The sequence below is a fragment of the Conexibacter sp. JCM 18997 genome, from assembly GCF_055391915.1.
This window is the reverse complement of the sequence record NZ_AP043885.1, coordinates 2,826,501-2,841,924: the sequence shown is the minus strand read 5'-3', so window position 1 is coordinate 2,841,924 and position 15,424 is coordinate 2,826,501. Positions and strand designations below refer to the sequence as shown.

The following is a 15,424-nucleotide window of genomic DNA, read 5'->3' as shown; positions in this document are numbered from 1 at the left end:
GCTATCCGCCAGCGGGCGATCGGGTCAGAAGACGCGGACGGGCGTGCCGATCGAGACGAACGCGTAGACCACCGGCGCCTCGGGCAGCGGCAGCCGCGCGCAGCCGTGCGACGCGGGCTGGGCGGGGACGTCGGGGTACCCGTGCAGCGCCCAACCCCGATCCCAGTAGGCCGCGTAGGGCAGCCACGTCTTGAAGGGGATCGACCACGACTTCTGTTCCTTGCGGTAGATCTTGAAGCTGCCGGGCGGCGTGCCCAGGTCGGGGTCGTCGCCGCCCTGGCCGGTGGACGTGTGGATCGCGCGCACCGTCGTGCCGTTCTCGATCAGCAGCACGACGCCCTGCTCGCGATGGATCTCGACGCGGCGGCCGGCGCCGCGCGCGCCGGGCACCGGCACCGCGGCGGTCTGCAGCCTGGCCGCGGTCAGCGGGCCGACGACGCCGTCGCGGCCCAGGCCCTCCCAGGACTGGAAGGCCAGCACCGCCTGCTGGGTGCGGTAGTCGAACGTGCCCGAGGCGGCGTCGGCCGGCAGGTAGGTCAGGCGGATGAGCGCGGCCTGGACGGAGGTCACGTCGGTCGGCGCGGCGCCCTTGACCGGCGGCGCGGTGGGCGCGTCGTAGCGCGTGGGGTCGAAGCTGTTGCGGGTCAGGCGCACGGCCTTGCGCGACCGCACGCGCACCGTGACCTTGTCCAGGCCCGTCAGGCCGGTGGCGGTGTAGACCACCTGGGCCAGGCGCGCCCCGAACAGCGACAGGTCGTCCTCGCCGGCCGGGTCCTCGGGATCGGCGGCGAAGCGTTTGTCGAAGGACAGGATCACGCGCCGGTGTGGCGCGTCGACCCGCGCGGACAGGAGCTTGGCGCCGTCGGGGATCGACGAGCCGAAGCCGTCGCGCTCCTCCTTGGCGGTCGGTCCGGCCAGCAGCTGACCGATCGTGTCGGTGATGATCGTCGCGCCGTTGGGCGCCTCGCGCTGCACCGGTGAGAACGTCTCGCCCTGCAGGAAGAAGACCTTGACCGTGGCGGCATGGGCGACGGCCGGCGCCAGCAGGAGCGCCGCGACGGTGAGCAGGATCAGACGCCGCATCAGCCGGTCATCGGCTTCGTCAGGTCCTTGACGAACTCCTCGAGCTGCTGGGTGGTCCAGCACTCGTAGGCGTGGCAGTACTGCTCGTAGGCGGAGATCACCGAGTCGCCGTAGTTCCAGTACAGACGCGGCTCGGGATTCAGCCAGAACGTGCGTCCGGCCAGCGAGGCGACCTGGCCGAAGACGTCGGCCCGCGGGTCGCGGCCGTTGGTGCGCGCGTCGCCCAGCACGATGATCGTGGCGCGCGGGTGCAGCTCGTCGGCCACGGCGTCACGGAACTCGTCCCACACGCGGCCGTAGTCGGTGTAGCCGGAGATGTCGGCCACGCCGGCGTCGCGCGAGATCGCCTGGTTGACCGCCTGGAAGTCGCGCTCGCGCTCGAAGACCTCGGTGACCTCGCTGATGCGCTCGATGAACACGAACGAGCGCATCTTGCGGAAGCTGTCGTGCAGGGCGTGCAGGACCGACAGGAAGAACACCGAGGCGCTGGTCACGCTGGTGGAGACGTCGCAGAGCACGAAGATCTCCGGGCGGCGCGGGCGCTTGGGGCGGAAGCGCAGCTCGACGGGCACGCCGCCGGTCTGCAGCGAGGCGCGCATCGTGCGGCGCACGTCGATGGCCGTGTTGCGCTTGCGGCCGCGCTGCTCGTTGCCCTGGGTGGCCAGGCGGCGGCGCAGCTGGGCGACGACCTTGTGCACGGCGGCGAGGTCCTGCAGCGGGCCCGAGGGCAGCGAGCGGTCCAGCTCGTTGAGCGGCCGGGAGGCCGGCAGCGTGGCGGTGCGCTCGATCTGCCCGCGTTCCAGCTCGCGGCGCAGCAGCTGCTCGAAGCGGCGCAGCTGGTCGCGGGGGAGGCCGTCGCGGCGTGGGTCCTCCTCGGGCAGGTCGGGCTGGGGCTCGGAGCGCAGGCCCAGCGAGCGGCGGATGCGCTGCACGTCGACGCCGATCACGCCCGAGCCGGTGCCCTGGCGCCCGAACGCGGCGATGGCCAGGCGGGCCAGGTCGCGCATCGCGCCCTCGGCCCCCTCGCGGATCGCGTTGGCGATCGCCTCGCGCAGGGCGTCGAGGTCGATCTCGCCGCCCTCGCCGTTGCCCTCGCCCTCGCCGGGTGCCCCGTCACCCTCCGAGGAGCCGTCGTGCTCGCGGATGCCGGCGTGCACCGCCGCCGCCTCGGTGGCCCGGAAGAAGAAGCGGTCGAAGACGAGCTCGAAGATGCGCCGGTTGTCGGGCGACTTGGCCAGCGTGGCGGCCAGCGCCTCACGGAAGTCGGCGGGCTCGGTCCAGGGCACCTCGTTGAGCGCCTCGAAGGCGTCCAGCAGCTCGGAGGTGCCGACCGCGACGCCCTCGCCACGCAGCGCCTCGCCCAGCTCGATCAGGCGAGCGGAGATCCCGGGGGGACCGGGCTCAGGCAGCCTGGGAGCCAAGGCCGCCCCCGAGTTTGACCCCGACGCGCTCGGCCACGATGTCCAGGTCGGTGCGGTGCTTGACGATCACCGACATCGTCTCCTTGAAGACCTTGGCGTCGATGTCGTCGGCGCCGAGCAGCAGCAGGGCGCGGGCCCAGTCGATCGACTCGGCGATCGACGGCGGCTTCTTCAGGTCGAGCTCGCGGACCATCCCCACGACCTCGACGAGCTTGGCCGCGACCTGGTCGGACAGCTCGGGCGTGTGCAGCTTGACGATCGCCAGCTCCTGCTCGACCGGCGGGTAGTCCAGCCACAGGTACAGGCAGCGGCGCTTGAGCGCCTCGGTCAGCTCGCGCGTGTTGTTCGACGTGAGCAGGACGATCGGATGCGACTTGGCGTGGATCGTGCCCAGCTCGGGGATCGTGATCTGGAAGTCCGACAGGATCTCGAGCAGCATCGCCTCGAACTCCTGGTCGGTCTTGTCGATCTCGTCGATCAGCAGGACGACCGGGTCCGGCGACGCGATCGCGGTCATCAGCGGGCGCTCGAGCAGGAACTCGTCGCCGAAGATGTCGTCCTGGACTCGCTCCCAGCCGGTGTCCGTGGCTTCGGCCTGGATGCGCAGCAGCTGCTTGCGGTAGTTCCACTCGTACAGCGCCTTGGCCTCGTCCAGGCCCTCGTAGCACTGCAGGCGCACGAGCGGGCGCTGGAGGTAGCGCGAGAGCGCCTTGGCCAGCTCGGTCTTGCCGACGCCCGCGGGCCCCTCGACGAGTACGGGCTTGCCCAGGCGGGTGGCGAGGTAGGAGACGAGAGCGGTCGACTCGCCGGGCAGGTAGCCCACGGAGCCGAGTCCCTCGCGCACCTCGTCGACGGAGGTCGGGTCGGTCATCGGAGCGCCAGATGGTAGAACGCCTCTTCCCGATGGTTCCGATCGCTGCGTCGCAGCTTCCCGCAGCGCCGTTCCTCGCCGTCATGGCCTTCGGCGTCCTGGTGGCGATCGCGGGCCACATCACCAAGCTGCGCTGGCTGGTGGTCACCGGCCTGATGCTGCTGTTCGTGGCCACCGCCGGGATCTTCGTGAGCGGGTTCATCTCCTACCACGACGACCCCAACAGCGACCCGCGCCAGGAGCGCAACTACAAGGAACCCGCCTTCTAACGCGTGACGACGATCTTCGTCGCCGGCTCCAGCAGCGCCTCGGCGGCGTCGGCCCAGGCGACGTGGGCGCTGGTCACGCGCTCGGGGTGCAGGCGGCCCGCGGCGACCAGCTCGAGGATCTGCGGGATCACGGGCCGGGCCATGACCCGGCCGACGTGCAGGTTGATGCCGCGCACGTACATCTCGAACATCGGCATCGGGGTGTCGGCCTCGAACAGCATGCCCACCGGGGTGCAGTCGCCGCCGGCGTCGGTGGCGCGGATCGCCGTGGTCAGACCCGCGCGGGTGGCGGTGGCGTCGACGACGATCGGGAAGTGGCCGCGCTTGGCCTCCAGCGGGCCGTCGTCGGGCTCGGCGCCGAGCGCCTGGGCGACCGCGAGCCGGCCGGGGTCGTCGTCGACGTAGACCACGCGGGAGGCGCCCAGCGCCAGCGCGCAGTCGACCGCGTACAGGCCGATCGAGCGGGCGGTCCCACCGAGGATCAGGACCTCGGCGCCGGGATGGCGCTCGAGGTGGGGCGCGACGGTGCGCCAGGCGTCGGGGACGTTGTCGGCGACGCTGGCCACGGCGGCGGGATCGACGCCGTCGGGCAGGCGCACGAGCATCGCCTCGGCGTAGGGCACGCGCAGCAGGTCGCTGAGCGCGCCGCCCCAGTCGCCGCCCAGCGTGCCGAAGCCGTACATCGCCGTGCCGCGCACCGCGTGGCAGGAGCCGGTCAGGCCGCGGGCGCAGCGGTCGCAGTCGCCACAGGAGATCTGGAAGGGCACCACGACGCGCTCGCCCGCCGCGAACCCGCCGCCGGCCTCGACGACCTCGGCCACGCACTCGTGCCCGAGCGCCATCGCCCCGCCGATCGGCGCCTCGCCGAAGATCATCGGCTGGTCCAGGTCGCACAGGGCCACGGCCAGCGGCCGGACGATCGCCTCGCCCTCGCCCTGGCGCACCGGGTCGGCCACGTCGTGCCACGCCAGCCGGCGCGGTCCCTCCAGGGTCAGCTGGCGCATGGCCGCGACGCTACCGGTCGGGCTCGCACGCGGCGAGCAGCTCGAGCACCGGCTCGCGGTCGATCGCGTTCTCGGCGGCGATGCTCTCGATCCGCCAGCGGCTCAGCGCGTCCTCCAGCAGCGGGCCGTCGGGATGCGCGGCCAGGCGGTCGGCCGCCGCGGCGATGTCGCGCCCGTAGTCGGCCTCGATCTCGAAGAACGTGGCGCAGTCGCCGCTCAGGTCGTGGGCGAAGCCGTCCTCGATCGCCTGGCTCTCACGGGCGTACTCGACCAGCGCGCTGGCCTGCGCCCGCGCGCACGCGCCGTCGGTGCAGGCCGACAGCCGCTCCTTGCCGGCGGCCATCCGCTCGGACACACGGCAGTCGGTGTCGATGCGCCGCAGCGCGCTGTCGACCTCCCCCGGGGGCAGATGCCCGCACAGCAGGTCCTGGCGGTCGGCGCCGCTCAGGTCCACGACGCCGATCCCGATCGACCGGGCCATCGCCGTGTACGCCGGCCGGCTCAGCTGCGTCGGCGCAGCGGGGGAGAGGATCGCGGCCACGATCGCCACCACCACGAGGAGCCCTCCGGCGAGGGCGACGGTCACGGCGAGTGGGCGCACACGGCGCGATGATGCCAGCCGCGCGGCCGCGGGCGACCCAGCGGGCGGCGCGATCGTCGCCACGGCGCCCGCTCGCAGCACAGCGAGGCGCGTCGAAGGCCTCGAGCGCGGCCGTCACTGCTCGTCGGGCAGGCGCTGCTTCTGCGTCTCGGCCTCGTCGAAGGACAGCTGGCCGCGCATCTGGCCCTCGTCGTCTCCGCCGCCACCGTCGCGCGGGCGCCGGCGGCGGGCCGCCGGGGCCTGCTCGGTGGGGGCCTCGGAGGGCAGCGGGGGCGGCGGGATCTCGGTGGGGATGTCGCGCCGGGGGCGCTCGCCCCGGCGACGGGGCGGCACCCCGGGCGCCGCTGCGGGCGGGGGCGGCGTCACGGCGATCGTCGGGCCGGTCGCGCCGGTCACGTCGTCGGGCAGCGGCGGCTCGGCCCGGTGCGCGGCGTGGATCCGATAGCCCGCGTAGACGAGGAACGCGGCGGCCAGGAAGGCGATGAACACGCCCCACTGGATGCCGATCGTCGCGCCGCGGCCGCTGACGTCGGGGTGGTCGAGCACCCGGTAGAAGATCAGCAGCGCGGCCCAGCCACCGGCGGCCATGATCACGATGCCGTCGCCGAAGGGCAGGTGGAACGCGCGGTCCTCGCCGCGGGCCCACAGCAGGGCCAGCACGCCGAAGGCGACGAGCACCACCGAGGCCATCACGAAGTCGGCCGAGCCGAAGCCGGTCAGCGCGTCGGGGACGAACTTGCCCTGCTTCTCGTCGAAGATCGACTTCTGGTACCAGGGCAGGAAGAGCGTGGCCAGCAGCACGAGCGCGGCGATCGCCGCCACCCGCTGCTCGCGGGCCAGCGTCTTCCAGACGCCTCTAAGCCGGTCCACCGGACTCCAGCGCCGACAGGCGCCGCTCGATCAGCGCGGCCACGCGCTCGTCCACGCCGCCGCCCGCGGCGACCTCGCGCGCCTGCAGCAGCGCCTCGCGGGCCCGCCGCTGGCGATCGTCGTGGTCGCCTTCGTTCTTCAGGACGTTGTCGGCCCGCAACAGCAGGGTGCGCACGCGGTCGGCGGGATCGGTCACGCGCGCATCCAATCAGGCGATCGGGATGTCCTCGGCCGTGCGCGTGGATCCTTCGCGGGTGGCCTCGACCTCGCGCTCGATACGGGCCACGAGCCAGTCGATCAGCGCGCGCAGCACCAGCAGCAGCTGCCGGACGAGATCGGTGATCTGCTCGCGCAGCTCCGGGGGCACGAGATCGCGCAGCGCCTGGAGCAGGCTGACCAGCGCCTGGACCTCCTCGGTGAACCCGCCGGCGTCGCCGCGCGGCACGTCCCACCCGCGTGAGGGCACGCCGCTGCCCATCAGCCGCTCGGCGGCCTCCTGGGTGGCGCGCACTTGGGCGCGCAGCTCGTCGAGCGGGTCAGGATCGGCCATCGGGATCGTCGAAGCGCAGTTCCAGAGCGCCGTCCTCGAACGACGCTCCTGCCGCACGATAGCCAGCGAGGGCGGCCGGGAGGACGACCGTGCGCTTGTGCCCGTCGACGCGGACGATCACCTCGGCCCCGATCTTGCGCAGCGCGATGTCGGCCTTCTCGATGAACGGCAGGTCCAGGCGCAGCGTGGCGGTACCCTCGCCGAGCAGCAGCTCCTGGGCCAGGCGCTTGTGCAGGAGCGCCTCGGGCGCCTGGTCGGCGAACAGCGCGTCGGCCAGCTCGTCGAGCCGCTCGCCGCCCACGACCTCCTGGGAGAAGTACGGCGCGGTCAGCACCGGCACGGGCGCGAAGCCCGCGCGCACGTCATCCAGCGTCTTCAGCTGACGCTCGCGCCAGGCGCCGAAGTAGCCGCCCACGTCTTCGGGGAACACGCGGTTGACCACGATCGCGTCGGTCAGGAACCCGTACAGGTTCAGGTAGGTGAACGTGCGCCGGGCCTCGTCGACGACCATGCGGTCGGGCGTGGTGACCAGGCGGATCGAGACGTGCTCGCGGTCGCGGAGGATCTCGTTCATGGCGATCAGGTTGCTGACCAGCCGGTTGACCTCCTCCATCACCTCGTCGCCGGGCAGGCGCAGGTCCAGCATCACGCGGGCGATCGGCCGGGCCGCGTCCATCAGGCGCGACTGCTGCGGGAAGACCTTCGACAACCACCAGCGCAGCACGTCGGGGAAGGACAGCAGCCGCAGCGTCTCCCCGGTGGGCGCGCAGTCGACGATCACCACGTCCCACTCGCCGCTCTCACGATGCGCCTTGAGCTGCAGCAGCGAGAACAGCTCGTCCATCCCCGGCGGCACCGTCAGCTCCTCGGCGCTGATGCGGTCCGCGCCCCGCTCCTGGAGCAGGTCACCGGCCCAGGCCTGGACGGCCGACCAGTGGCGCTCCATCTCCTCCTGGGCGGCGACCTGCTGGCCGTAGAGCCGCTCGGCCACCGGCGTCGGCTGCCCGCCGAGCTCGAGCTCGAAGGCGTCGGCCAGCGAGTGCGCGGGATCCGTCGACAGCACGATCGTCCGCAGCCCGGCCGCCGCGCAGCGGCGCGCGGTGGCGGCGGCGACCGAGGTCTTGCCGACCCCGCCCTTGCCCGTGTAGAGGATCGTCCGCGGCGTCATCGCCGCGCGAACCTACCCCTTCCGGGAGAGGACGATCTCCTTGGAGACCTCGGCGTCGTTGCTGGCCAGGTCGCGCGCCTTGAGCGTCACCGTGTAGGTGCCCGACTTGGACGAGCCGGCCCAGGTCAGCGTGTGGGTGCCATAGGCCAGGTAGGCCGACGTGATCGGCACGTCGTTGACGTACAGGCTCACCGTCGAGCGCTTGCTGAGCGTGAAGCGGATCGGCACCGACGCCTTGGTCTTGGCCTTCGACGTGACGATCCGCAGCGCCGGCGGCGTCGTCTGGTCCGCGGTGAACCGCGCGGCGGTGTCGCAGTAGATCGGCGTCTGCGTGCGGTCGCACAGGTTCTGGGCGAACCCGGTGACCAGCTGGTGGTAGCTCAGCGAGGACTCGTTGGTGCCCTCGTACAGCGACCAGGCGCCCGTGTCGTACTTGGGGATCTCGGCCTGGGCCTCGGTGTCGCCCTGCTCGAAGAGCTGCAGCCCGACCGGATCCTGCGACAGCTGCGCGTAGTCGTACAGGCCGGTGATGGCCTGCAGGAACCCGTTGAGCACCAGCAGCCTGGAGTTGGTCGAGTAGATCAGGTAGTGGACGCCGTTGTCCTCGGGCAGCGCGACGCCCTCGGGCGGCGGCGTCTTGAAGACGCCCAGCGCGTTGGTGGCGTCCGTCATGTAGTCGGGGCGGGCGAGCTTGGCGCCGGCGTGGGAGTAGGCCGAGATCGCCGTGCCCTGGGTCAGCGCGCTGACCCACACGGGCGCCGCGCCGCTGAACGAGAAGAAGCTCTCCCAGGCGATCCCGCCCGCGCGGGGCGTGGCCAGCGTCAGCGCCTCGTCGAGCGTCTCGACGGTGTCCGCGGTGACGCTCTTCTTCAGCGACTTGGAGCTGGCCTTGGAGTTGGCGAAGCCGAACGTGCCCAGCCACTGCGGCTGCAGGCCCGCGCCCGGGTAGAACTGCCACACGATCCGGCTGCCGGTGAAGTCGACGCGCGCGCCGTAGGCCAGCAGCGCCCCGTTGTTCCAGTACTCGGCGTTGCGGGCCACGATCTCGGTGATCACCGGCACGCGCGCGGCGGTCAGCTGGTTCTTGGCCGCCAGCGCGTCGGCCAGGTCCAGCGCGTCCTGCAGGTTGTCCTTGCGGGCGCCGGCGGGCAGCTTGCGCAGCAGCGAGCGCGTGGCGGCGGCCGCGTCACGAGCCGCGTCGTACTGCAGCTCGTCGATCTGGCCCGCGGCGAACAGCGTCTCGATGGTCTGGGCGAACGTCTTCTTCGTGGCCGCGGCGCGCGCGGCCAGGGCGCTGACCTTGCGCTGGGCGTGGGCGGAGACGGCCGCCGGGGGGAGCGGGTCGGCGGGCGGAAGGCCGGCCACGTCGCGCACGACGGTGCGTCCATCGGGCTTGAGCACGTGGATCGACGCCGCTGGCGAAGAGGCAGCGAAGAAAAGGGTGGCGAGGGCCGACAAGGCCAGCAGAACTGCGGTGCGGGGCACCATCACGATGCTAGGTTCAACCGCCCATGCGGCCGCAAGTTGCGTTGCCGTCCATCCTGATCGCAGTCCTGCTGGGCGTCTTCGTCCTCGCGGGTTGCGGTGGAGGGGACGATGGATCAAGCGAGTCGGCGTCTGAGCTGATCAAGCAGACGTTCGGCAACGACGCCCAGCTCAAGAGCGGGCGGATCGGCCTCGGCATGGACGCCGAGCTGAAGAGCGGCACCGTCCAGGCCAGCATCGACGCGCGCTTCGCCCAGGGCGATTCCGGCCAGCTGCCCAAGCTCGACGGCACGCTGAAGCTCGACTCGGGCACCAGCGGCACGCTGCAGGCGGGCGCCATCTCCACCGGCGACAAGGGCTACGTCACGGTCGCGGGTCAGGCCTTCGAGATCCCGGCGTCGGAGTGGAGATCATTCACCGACGGCTACCTGTCCGATCAGAAGGAGACCGACCAGAAGCGGGCGTCGTCGCCGTCGCTGACCGCGTTGGGGATCCATCCCGAGCAGTGGCTGACCGATCCGCAGAAGGCCGGCGAGGGTGAGGTCGGCGGGGACAAGACGATCCACATCACCTCGGGCGTGGACGTGCCCAAGATGCTCGCCGACGTGGCCAAGGTGGCCAGCAAGACCAGCGCGGGCACGCAGCTGACCTCGTTGGGCGCCGACATCAAGTCGGCCACCGTGGAGATCGACACCGGGGCCGACGACCAGCGCCTGCGCCGCCTGGCCATCCACATGGTGCTGTCCAGCGGCACGCTCGATCTGCGCATCTCCTACAGCGACCTCGACCAGCCCCAGACGATCGACACGCCCAAGGACGCCAAGCCGCTGTCGGACCTGACCGACGCGCTCGCCGCGGCCACCGGATCGACCGGCACCGGCACGTCGACGACCCCGCAGGCATCGGGGTCCAACAACGCGAAGTACCTCGAGTGCCTGCAGGCGGCCGGCCAGGACGTGGCCAAGGTCCAGGCCTGCGCGAAGTACCTGTAACGTCCTTCGCAGTGCGGTTGCGCTTCCTGACCAGCTCTGAGGGCTGGCCTTATCTGCTGGTCCCGATGATCCCGATCGCGATCATCCTGGACATCGTCGCGGCCGGGCCGGTGGTCATCTTCTTCGCCTCGGCGCTGGGCGTGATCCCCACGGCGGCGCTGATGGGCCGGGCGACCGAGGAGCTGGCCGCGCGGTCGGGCCCCGGGATCGGCGGCCTGCTGAACGTCACCTTCGGCAACGCGCCGGAGATCATCATCGCCCTGTTCGCGCTGAACTCGGGCCTGCACGAGGTCGTCAAGGCCTCGCTGGTCGGCTCGATCATGGGCAACATCCTGCTCGTGCTGGGCGCGTCGATGGTGGTCGGCGGACTCGGTCGCGAGCGTCAGTTCTTCGACCGCACCGCCGCCAACGCGCAGTCGCTGATGCTGCTGCTGGCCGTCGCGGCGCTGTGCGTCCCGGCCATCTTCGAGCTGGTCGAGGGCAAGGGCCTGCCGGCGCCGGGGTCGGAGATCGTCAACTACGACTCGACTGTCGAGCAGCTGTCGCTGGCCGTGGCGCTGGTCCTGATCGTCACCTACTGCTTCGGGCTGCTGTTCTCGCTGAAGACGCATCGCGAGCTGTTCAACCCGCACGAGCAGCGCGATCCCGAGGCGCCCGCGGAGGCCAGCGCCCCCAGCGACGAGGACGAGCACGGGGAGCCGTGGTCGGTCAAGAAGGCGGTCATCGCCCTGGCCATCGCCGGCGTCGCGGTCGGCGTGATGAGCGAGATCCTCGTCGGCTCGATCTCCGAGGCGGCCGAGTCGATCGGCCTGAGCGAGTTCTTCGTCGGCGTGATCGTCGTGGCGATCGTCGGCAACGCGGCCGAGCACTGGGTCGCCGTGCTCGTCGCCCGCAAGAACAAGATGGACCTGGCCGTGAACATCTCGATCGGGTCCAGCGCGCAGATCGCGCTGTTCGCGGTGCCGGTGCTGGTGATCTGCTCGTTCTTCCTGGGGCCGCACCCGATGCCGTTCGTGCTCAACGGCTTCGAGCTGGGCGGGATCATCCTGGCGGTGATCATCGCCAACCAGGTCACCAACGAGGGCGAGTCACACTGGTTCGAGGGCGTCCAGCTGCTGGCCGTTTACGTCGTCTTGGCCCTGGGCTTCTACTTTGCTTAGCTGAATGTCGTCCTTCGCGGTCATCTCCGGACCGGGCCCGATCGCCGCCGCCGCGGCGATCATCATCGCGCTCCTGCTCGTCGACCTGCTGCTGTTCGCCCGCGGTCGCGAGCCCACGTTCCGCGAGGGCGTGATCTGGTCGATCGGCTGGCTCGTGCTGAGCATGCTGATCGCGCCGCTGCTGATCCTGATCGGCGAGACCGACGTCGCGGTCGACTACACGACGGTCTACCTGATCGAGCGCACGCTGTCGCTCGACAACCTGTTCGTCTTCCTCCTGCTGTTCTCGTACTTCGGCATCCCGGCCGAGAACCGCCCCAAGCTGCTGTTCTGGGGCATCTGCCTGGCCCTGGTCATGCGCGGGCTGGCCATCATGGGCGGCACGGCGCTGCTGGAGGAGTTCCACTTCGTCATCTACATCCTGGCCGCGACGCTGCTGGTGCTGGCCTACCGGATGTTCAAGGGGGTCGGCCACGACACCGACCCGGAGAAGACGTTCCCGGTGCGGATCGCCCGGCGGGTCAACCCGAACGCCTCGCCGCTCGTGCTCTGCCTGGTGGCGATCGTCTTCGCCGACATCGCCTTCGCGATCGACTCGATCCCCGCCGCCTTCGCGATCACCACCGACGCGTTCGCGATCTGGATCGCCAACGCGTTCGCGCTGCTGGGCATGCGCGCGCTGTTCGTGCTCGTGGAGGGCCTGGTGCGGCGCTTCCGCTACCTGGACGAGACGATCGCCATCGTGCTGGCCATCGTCGGCATCAAGCTGCTGATCGAGGACCTCGTGCACATCGGTCCCGAGGCCAGCCTGGGCATCGTCGTGCTGGCCTTCGCGATCGGCATGACCGCTTCGGTGATCGCCGACAAGCGCGACCCCGACGCCGAGGCCAAGAAGGCCGAGCGCGCCGACAAGACCTCGGCGCACTAGGCCTCAGGCCACCAGCGCCAGGCGCTCCTCCGCCACCCTGACGGTCAGGCGCTGGCCCCAGTCGAAGGCCAGCCAGTCGCTCTCGATGCCGTCGCCGAACACGACGCCGCCGGCGCCCAGCTCGCTGGTCACGGTCAGCGTCTGGTCGGGGCCGACCAGGCCGCCGTCCAGCTCGACACCCGTCGCTGCGCTGGGCCAGGCCTCACGGACCAGGCAGGCCAGCGCGGGCTCGGTCGGGCCGGGCAGCGCCAGCGGCTGGCGACGCGCGCCGTTGATCGACGCCGCCCATCCGGTCGCGCCCGTGCCGGTGGCGACGATCAGGCCCGACGAGGACTGGTGCTCGCTGCGGTCGCCCAGGCGCAGCTCGTAGCGCGCCGACTGGTGGCTGGCGTGGCCGACGAACAGCTCGTTGAGCGCCAGCAGCCGCTGGCCGTCGTCGAGGCTGCCCTCGGCCATCGTGCGCGCCTCGATCGCCGCGCGACCGCGCTGCACGTCGGCCAGCAGGTCGGCGGTCGCGGCGGGCGCGTGGCGCACGAGCACGCCGGGGTGGCGGTCGGGCTCGGGGTCCAGCCCGATCACCGGCTGGCCCCGCAGGTACTTGGCCACGTTGGCCACCAGCCCGTCCTGGCCCAGCGCGATGACCACGTCATCGGCGGCGAACAGGAACCGGTCCAGCTCGGAGCGATCGACGACGCTGCGGCGCCAGTCGGCCGGGATGGCGGCGAGCACCTGAGCGCGGGTCTCCTCGTAGGCGAGGTGGCGCCGCTCGACCGTCTCCAGCGTCAGGCCCCGGCCGGCCAGGAAGAAGCGCACCTGCTCGCGCGTGCCGTGACGCGCGAGCAGGTCGCGGTACTCCGTCGGCCGCTCGACGAGGACGGCGCGGGGGAGCATCGCGTCACGCCTCCTCGCCGGTGGTGACGGCCGGCGGCTGCTGCTGGGCCGCGCCGACCTTGGCCAGCAGCGGGGTGAGCAGCTCGGGCGTGATGGTCAGGTGCTCGACCTGGCCCAGCTGCCCGGCCAGCTCCTGCAGGGCCAGCGCCAGCAGGACCTGCGGCCCCATCGTCTTCTGGATCTCACCGCGCTCGCGCTCGGCGGCCAGCTGAGCGGCCTCGACCACCTCGGTCGTGCGGGCCTGGCGTGCGGCGTGCAGCTCGGCGCGCTCGTCCTCGGCGCGGGCCGCGACCAGCCGGGCCGCCGCCTGCTCCTCGGCCCGCCGGCGGTCGTTGGCGCCCTCCTGGGCGACCAGCGCCTCCTGGCGCTTGGCCAGCTCGACGCGGTTGGCCAGCTCGTTCTCGGCGATCGCGCGCTCGCTGTCGACCGCCTGCGCGCGCCGCTCGAACGTGGCCTCGTCGGCCCGCTGCTGGATCGCCTCGCGGGTGGGCTGCTGGAGCGCCTTCTCGACGTCGGCGGTCGGCGTGACCGCGGCCACGCGCACCGCCACGACCTCCAGCCCCAGGTCCGCCAGGGCCTGCTCGCCGGCCAGGCCCGCGGCGATCCGGTCGCGGATCGGCGCGACGCCGTCGGTCAGGATCGTGCGCACGTCGAGCTTGACCAGCTCGTCGATGACGAACTGCTGGCCCAGCTGGGTGAGCAGGCCGGCGACCTGCTCCAGCGGGGTCTGCGTCCAGCGGCCGGTGCGCAGGTCGATGCTGAAGTCGACGCGACGCGCCAGGTGCTGGGGCTCGGCCACGCGGAAGGTGATCACGCCCTGGACGTTGAGCGGCTGGAAGTCGGCGCTGCGCGCGTGGAACAGGAAGGGCAGCTCGCGGTCGTCGACCGGCACCTCGGCGATCGAGGTGTGCAGCGGACGGAACCACCAGGCGTCGCCGGCCCCGTCGTGCACGAGCGTGCCGCGCCGCCAGCCGAGCACGTGGCTGGTCGGCTCGGCGCGCAGGTGGCGGACGAAGGGATAGGTGCGGATCTCAGCCATGACGGTGCCTCCTCGGTAGTTATTGTCATACTGCCCATAAATGGAGCGTAGCATGCACGAGATGGCGTGGACGGCCCGCAATTCCGAGGGATACCAGGCACCCGTGGCGCTGGCCGCCGACGCCGTCGTGCTGACGGTGCGCGACGGCGCCCTGCTCGTCCTGTGTGTGAGCGGCGCCGACGGCGGGCTGGTCCTACCCGGCGGCTTCGTCGGCGAGTCCGAGACTCCGCTGGACACCGTTCGGCGCAAGCTGGCCGAGAAGACCGGGGTGGACCACGGCTACTTCGAGCAGCTCGAGACGTTCGCCGATCCCGGTCGCGATCCGCGCGGCTGGATCCCGACCGTGGCGCACCTCGCGCTCGTCGCGCCCGTCACCGAGCCGGCCGATCCGGCTGCGTCCTGGCAGCCCGCGCGCCCGGCGCCCGCGCTGAGCTTCGACCACAACGCGATCCTGGCCACCGCGCTCGAGCGCCTCGAGGGGAAGCTGTGGTGGTCCAACGTCGTCGTGGGGATCCTCGATGGCCCGTTCACGCTGTCGCAGGCTCGCGCGGTGTACGCGGCGATCGCCGGCGTCGAGTACGACCCGGCCACGTTCGCGCGCGACCTCAAGGCCACCGGGCTGATCGAGCCGACGGGTGAGCAGCGCGCCGAGGGCCCCGGTCGCCCGGCCGCGCTGTTCCGGTTCGTCAGTGCCGATCCGGCCTGGGGAGCGGGGCGGCGCAAACGGGTAGCCCCGTCCTGATGGATCGTCTCCAGGTCGTCCGCGACAGCTACGCGGCGTTCGCCGCCGGCGACCGTGCCTGGATGGAGACGCTGCTGGCCGACGGGTTCCGCTTCAGCGCGCCGCCGGACCCGCTGCTGGAGGGCGAGGACTACTGGGAGCGCTGCTTCGCCAACGGTGGCGACGGCACCGCGTTCGACGTCGTCCGCCTGTTCGAGCACGGCGACGAGGTGGTCGTTACCTACGAGGCCACGCGGCCCGACGGCACCCGCTTCCGCAACACCGAGGTGTTCGGCTTCGACGAAGGTCGGATCGTCCGCATCGAGGTCTACTTCGGCTGGAATCTGCCCTGTTCGCGCGGTTAGGCTGGC

18 protein-coding genes are annotated in these 15,424 nt (G+C 71.8%); 6 read left to right on the top strand and 12 right to left on the bottom strand.

All coding sequences use genetic code 11. The annotated features are described in order from the left end of the window. Positions 1-24 precede the first annotated feature (24 nt). Genes ACZ5UI_RS14490 through ACZ5UI_RS14480 form a run of 3 tightly spaced genes read right to left on the bottom strand, consistent with a single transcriptional unit; the run spans position 25 to position 3,375 of the window. Complete coding sequence (locus ACZ5UI_RS14490) at positions 25-1,083, bottom strand: L,D-transpeptidase family protein (protein WP_464187963.1); 1,059 nt, start codon at positions 1,081-1,083, stop codon at positions 25-27. Next, positions 1,083-2,504, bottom strand: coding sequence for a VWA domain-containing protein (locus tag ACZ5UI_RS14485; protein WP_464187961.1), 1,422 nt, complete (start codon positions 2,502-2,504; stop codon positions 1,083-1,085). Before ACZ5UI_RS14485 ends, ACZ5UI_RS14490 begins: the two co-directional genes overlap by 1 nt. After that, positions 2,485-3,375 carry an AAA family ATPase gene (locus tag ACZ5UI_RS14480; RefSeq protein ID WP_464187959.1) on the bottom strand — a complete coding sequence of 297 codons (891 nt, stop codon included), beginning with the start codon at positions 3,373-3,375 and terminating at the stop codon, positions 2,485-2,487. Before ACZ5UI_RS14480 ends, ACZ5UI_RS14485 begins: the two co-directional genes overlap by 20 nt. Before the next feature lie 83 nt (positions 3,376-3,458). Here ACZ5UI_RS14480 and ACZ5UI_RS14475 point away from each other — a divergent pair, with 83 nt between their 5' ends. Then, positions 3,459-3,644, top strand: a complete 186-nt coding sequence (locus tag ACZ5UI_RS14475; protein WP_464187957.1) for a hypothetical protein — start codon at positions 3,459-3,461, stop codon at positions 3,642-3,644. On the opposite strand, the gene ACZ5UI_RS14470 is transcribed toward ACZ5UI_RS14475, so the two are convergent. The 7 genes from ACZ5UI_RS14470 to ACZ5UI_RS14440 form a co-directional block, all read right to left on the bottom strand. Continuing rightward, positions 3,641-4,648, bottom strand: coding sequence for a zinc-dependent alcohol dehydrogenase (locus ACZ5UI_RS14470; RefSeq protein WP_464187955.1), 1,008 nt, complete (start codon positions 4,646-4,648; stop codon positions 3,641-3,643). The two genes, ACZ5UI_RS14475 and ACZ5UI_RS14470, sit on opposite strands and share 4 nt — an antisense overlap. A 10-nt stretch (positions 4,649-4,658) precedes the next feature. Continuing rightward, positions 4,659-5,234 carry a hypothetical protein gene (locus tag ACZ5UI_RS14465; RefSeq protein WP_464187953.1) on the bottom strand — a complete coding sequence of 192 codons (576 nt, stop codon included), beginning with the start codon at positions 5,232-5,234 and terminating at the stop codon, positions 4,659-4,661. 129 nt (positions 5,235-5,363) lie between these two features. After that, a complete protein-coding gene (locus ACZ5UI_RS14460) occupies positions 5,364-6,119 on the bottom strand; it encodes a hypothetical protein (RefSeq protein ID WP_464187951.1) in 756 nt (251 codons plus the stop codon). Then, on the bottom strand, positions 6,106-6,315 hold the full coding sequence (locus tag ACZ5UI_RS14455; RefSeq protein WP_464187949.1) for a hypothetical protein: 210 nt from the start codon (positions 6,313-6,315) through the stop codon (positions 6,106-6,108). The genes ACZ5UI_RS14460 and ACZ5UI_RS14455 overlap by 14 nt, the downstream gene beginning before the upstream one ends. Positions 6,316-6,327: 12 nt before the next feature. Next, on the bottom strand, positions 6,328-6,669 hold the full coding sequence (locus ACZ5UI_RS14450) for a hypothetical protein (RefSeq protein ID WP_464187947.1): 342 nt from the start codon (positions 6,667-6,669) through the stop codon (positions 6,328-6,330). Next, positions 6,656-7,837: an ArsA family ATPase gene (locus ACZ5UI_RS14445; RefSeq protein ID WP_464187945.1), complete on the bottom strand. Its 1,182-nt coding sequence runs from the start codon at positions 7,835-7,837 to the stop codon at positions 6,656-6,658. Before ACZ5UI_RS14445 ends, ACZ5UI_RS14450 begins: the two co-directional genes overlap by 14 nt. 12 nt (positions 7,838-7,849) lie before the next feature. Further along, positions 7,850-9,322 (bottom strand): D-glucuronyl C5-epimerase family protein, encoded by a 1,473-nt coding sequence (locus ACZ5UI_RS14440; RefSeq protein WP_464187943.1) that lies wholly within the window; start codon positions 9,320-9,322, stop codon positions 7,850-7,852. A 26-nt stretch (positions 9,323-9,348) separates the two neighbouring features. Between ACZ5UI_RS14440 and ACZ5UI_RS14435 the strand changes: the two genes are divergently transcribed. The 3 genes from ACZ5UI_RS14435 to ACZ5UI_RS14425 all read left to right on the top strand — a co-directional run bounded on the left by ACZ5UI_RS14435 (position 9,349) and on the right by ACZ5UI_RS14425 (position 12,402). Further along, the gene (locus ACZ5UI_RS14435) at positions 9,349-10,314 is read left to right on the top strand and encodes a hypothetical protein (protein WP_464187941.1); all 966 of its coding nucleotides are present in this window, start codon (positions 9,349-9,351) and stop codon (positions 10,312-10,314) included. Positions 10,315-10,379: 65 nt separating this feature from the next. Further along, positions 10,380-11,474 carry a calcium/proton exchanger gene (gene cax, locus ACZ5UI_RS14430; protein ID WP_464187939.1) on the top strand — a complete coding sequence of 365 codons (1,095 nt, stop codon included), beginning with the start codon at positions 10,380-10,382 and terminating at the stop codon, positions 11,472-11,474. A gap of 4 nt (positions 11,475-11,478) precedes the next feature. Beyond that, a complete protein-coding gene (locus tag ACZ5UI_RS14425) occupies positions 11,479-12,402 on the top strand; it encodes a TerC family protein (protein WP_464187937.1) in 924 nt (307 codons plus the stop codon). Between the two features lie 3 nt (positions 12,403-12,405). On the opposite strand, the gene ACZ5UI_RS14420 is transcribed toward ACZ5UI_RS14425, so the two are convergent. Together ACZ5UI_RS14420 and ACZ5UI_RS14415 are read right to left on the bottom strand one after the other, a co-directional pair. After that, entirely contained in the window at positions 12,406-13,293 is an 888-nt protein-coding gene (locus ACZ5UI_RS14420; RefSeq protein ID WP_464187935.1) for an NAD(+)/NADH kinase, read from the bottom strand. Between the two features lie 4 nt (positions 13,294-13,297). Then, positions 13,298-14,332 carry an SPFH domain-containing protein gene (locus ACZ5UI_RS14415; protein WP_464187933.1) on the bottom strand — a complete coding sequence of 345 codons (1,035 nt, stop codon included), beginning with the start codon at positions 14,330-14,332 and terminating at the stop codon, positions 13,298-13,300. Positions 14,333-14,393: 61 nt separating this feature from the next. On the opposite strand from ACZ5UI_RS14415, the gene ACZ5UI_RS14410 reads away from it, so the two are divergent. Together ACZ5UI_RS14410 and ACZ5UI_RS14405 are read left to right on the top strand one after the other, a co-directional pair. After that, on the top strand, positions 14,394-15,074 hold the full coding sequence (locus ACZ5UI_RS14410) for an NUDIX hydrolase (RefSeq protein WP_464187931.1): 681 nt from the start codon (positions 14,394-14,396) through the stop codon (positions 15,072-15,074). Beyond that, positions 15,074-15,418 (top strand): nuclear transport factor 2 family protein, encoded by a 345-nt coding sequence (locus ACZ5UI_RS14405; RefSeq protein WP_464187928.1) that lies wholly within the window; start codon positions 15,074-15,076, stop codon positions 15,416-15,418. Before ACZ5UI_RS14410 ends, ACZ5UI_RS14405 begins: the two co-directional genes overlap by 1 nt. Positions 15,419-15,424: the final 6 nt, after the last annotated feature.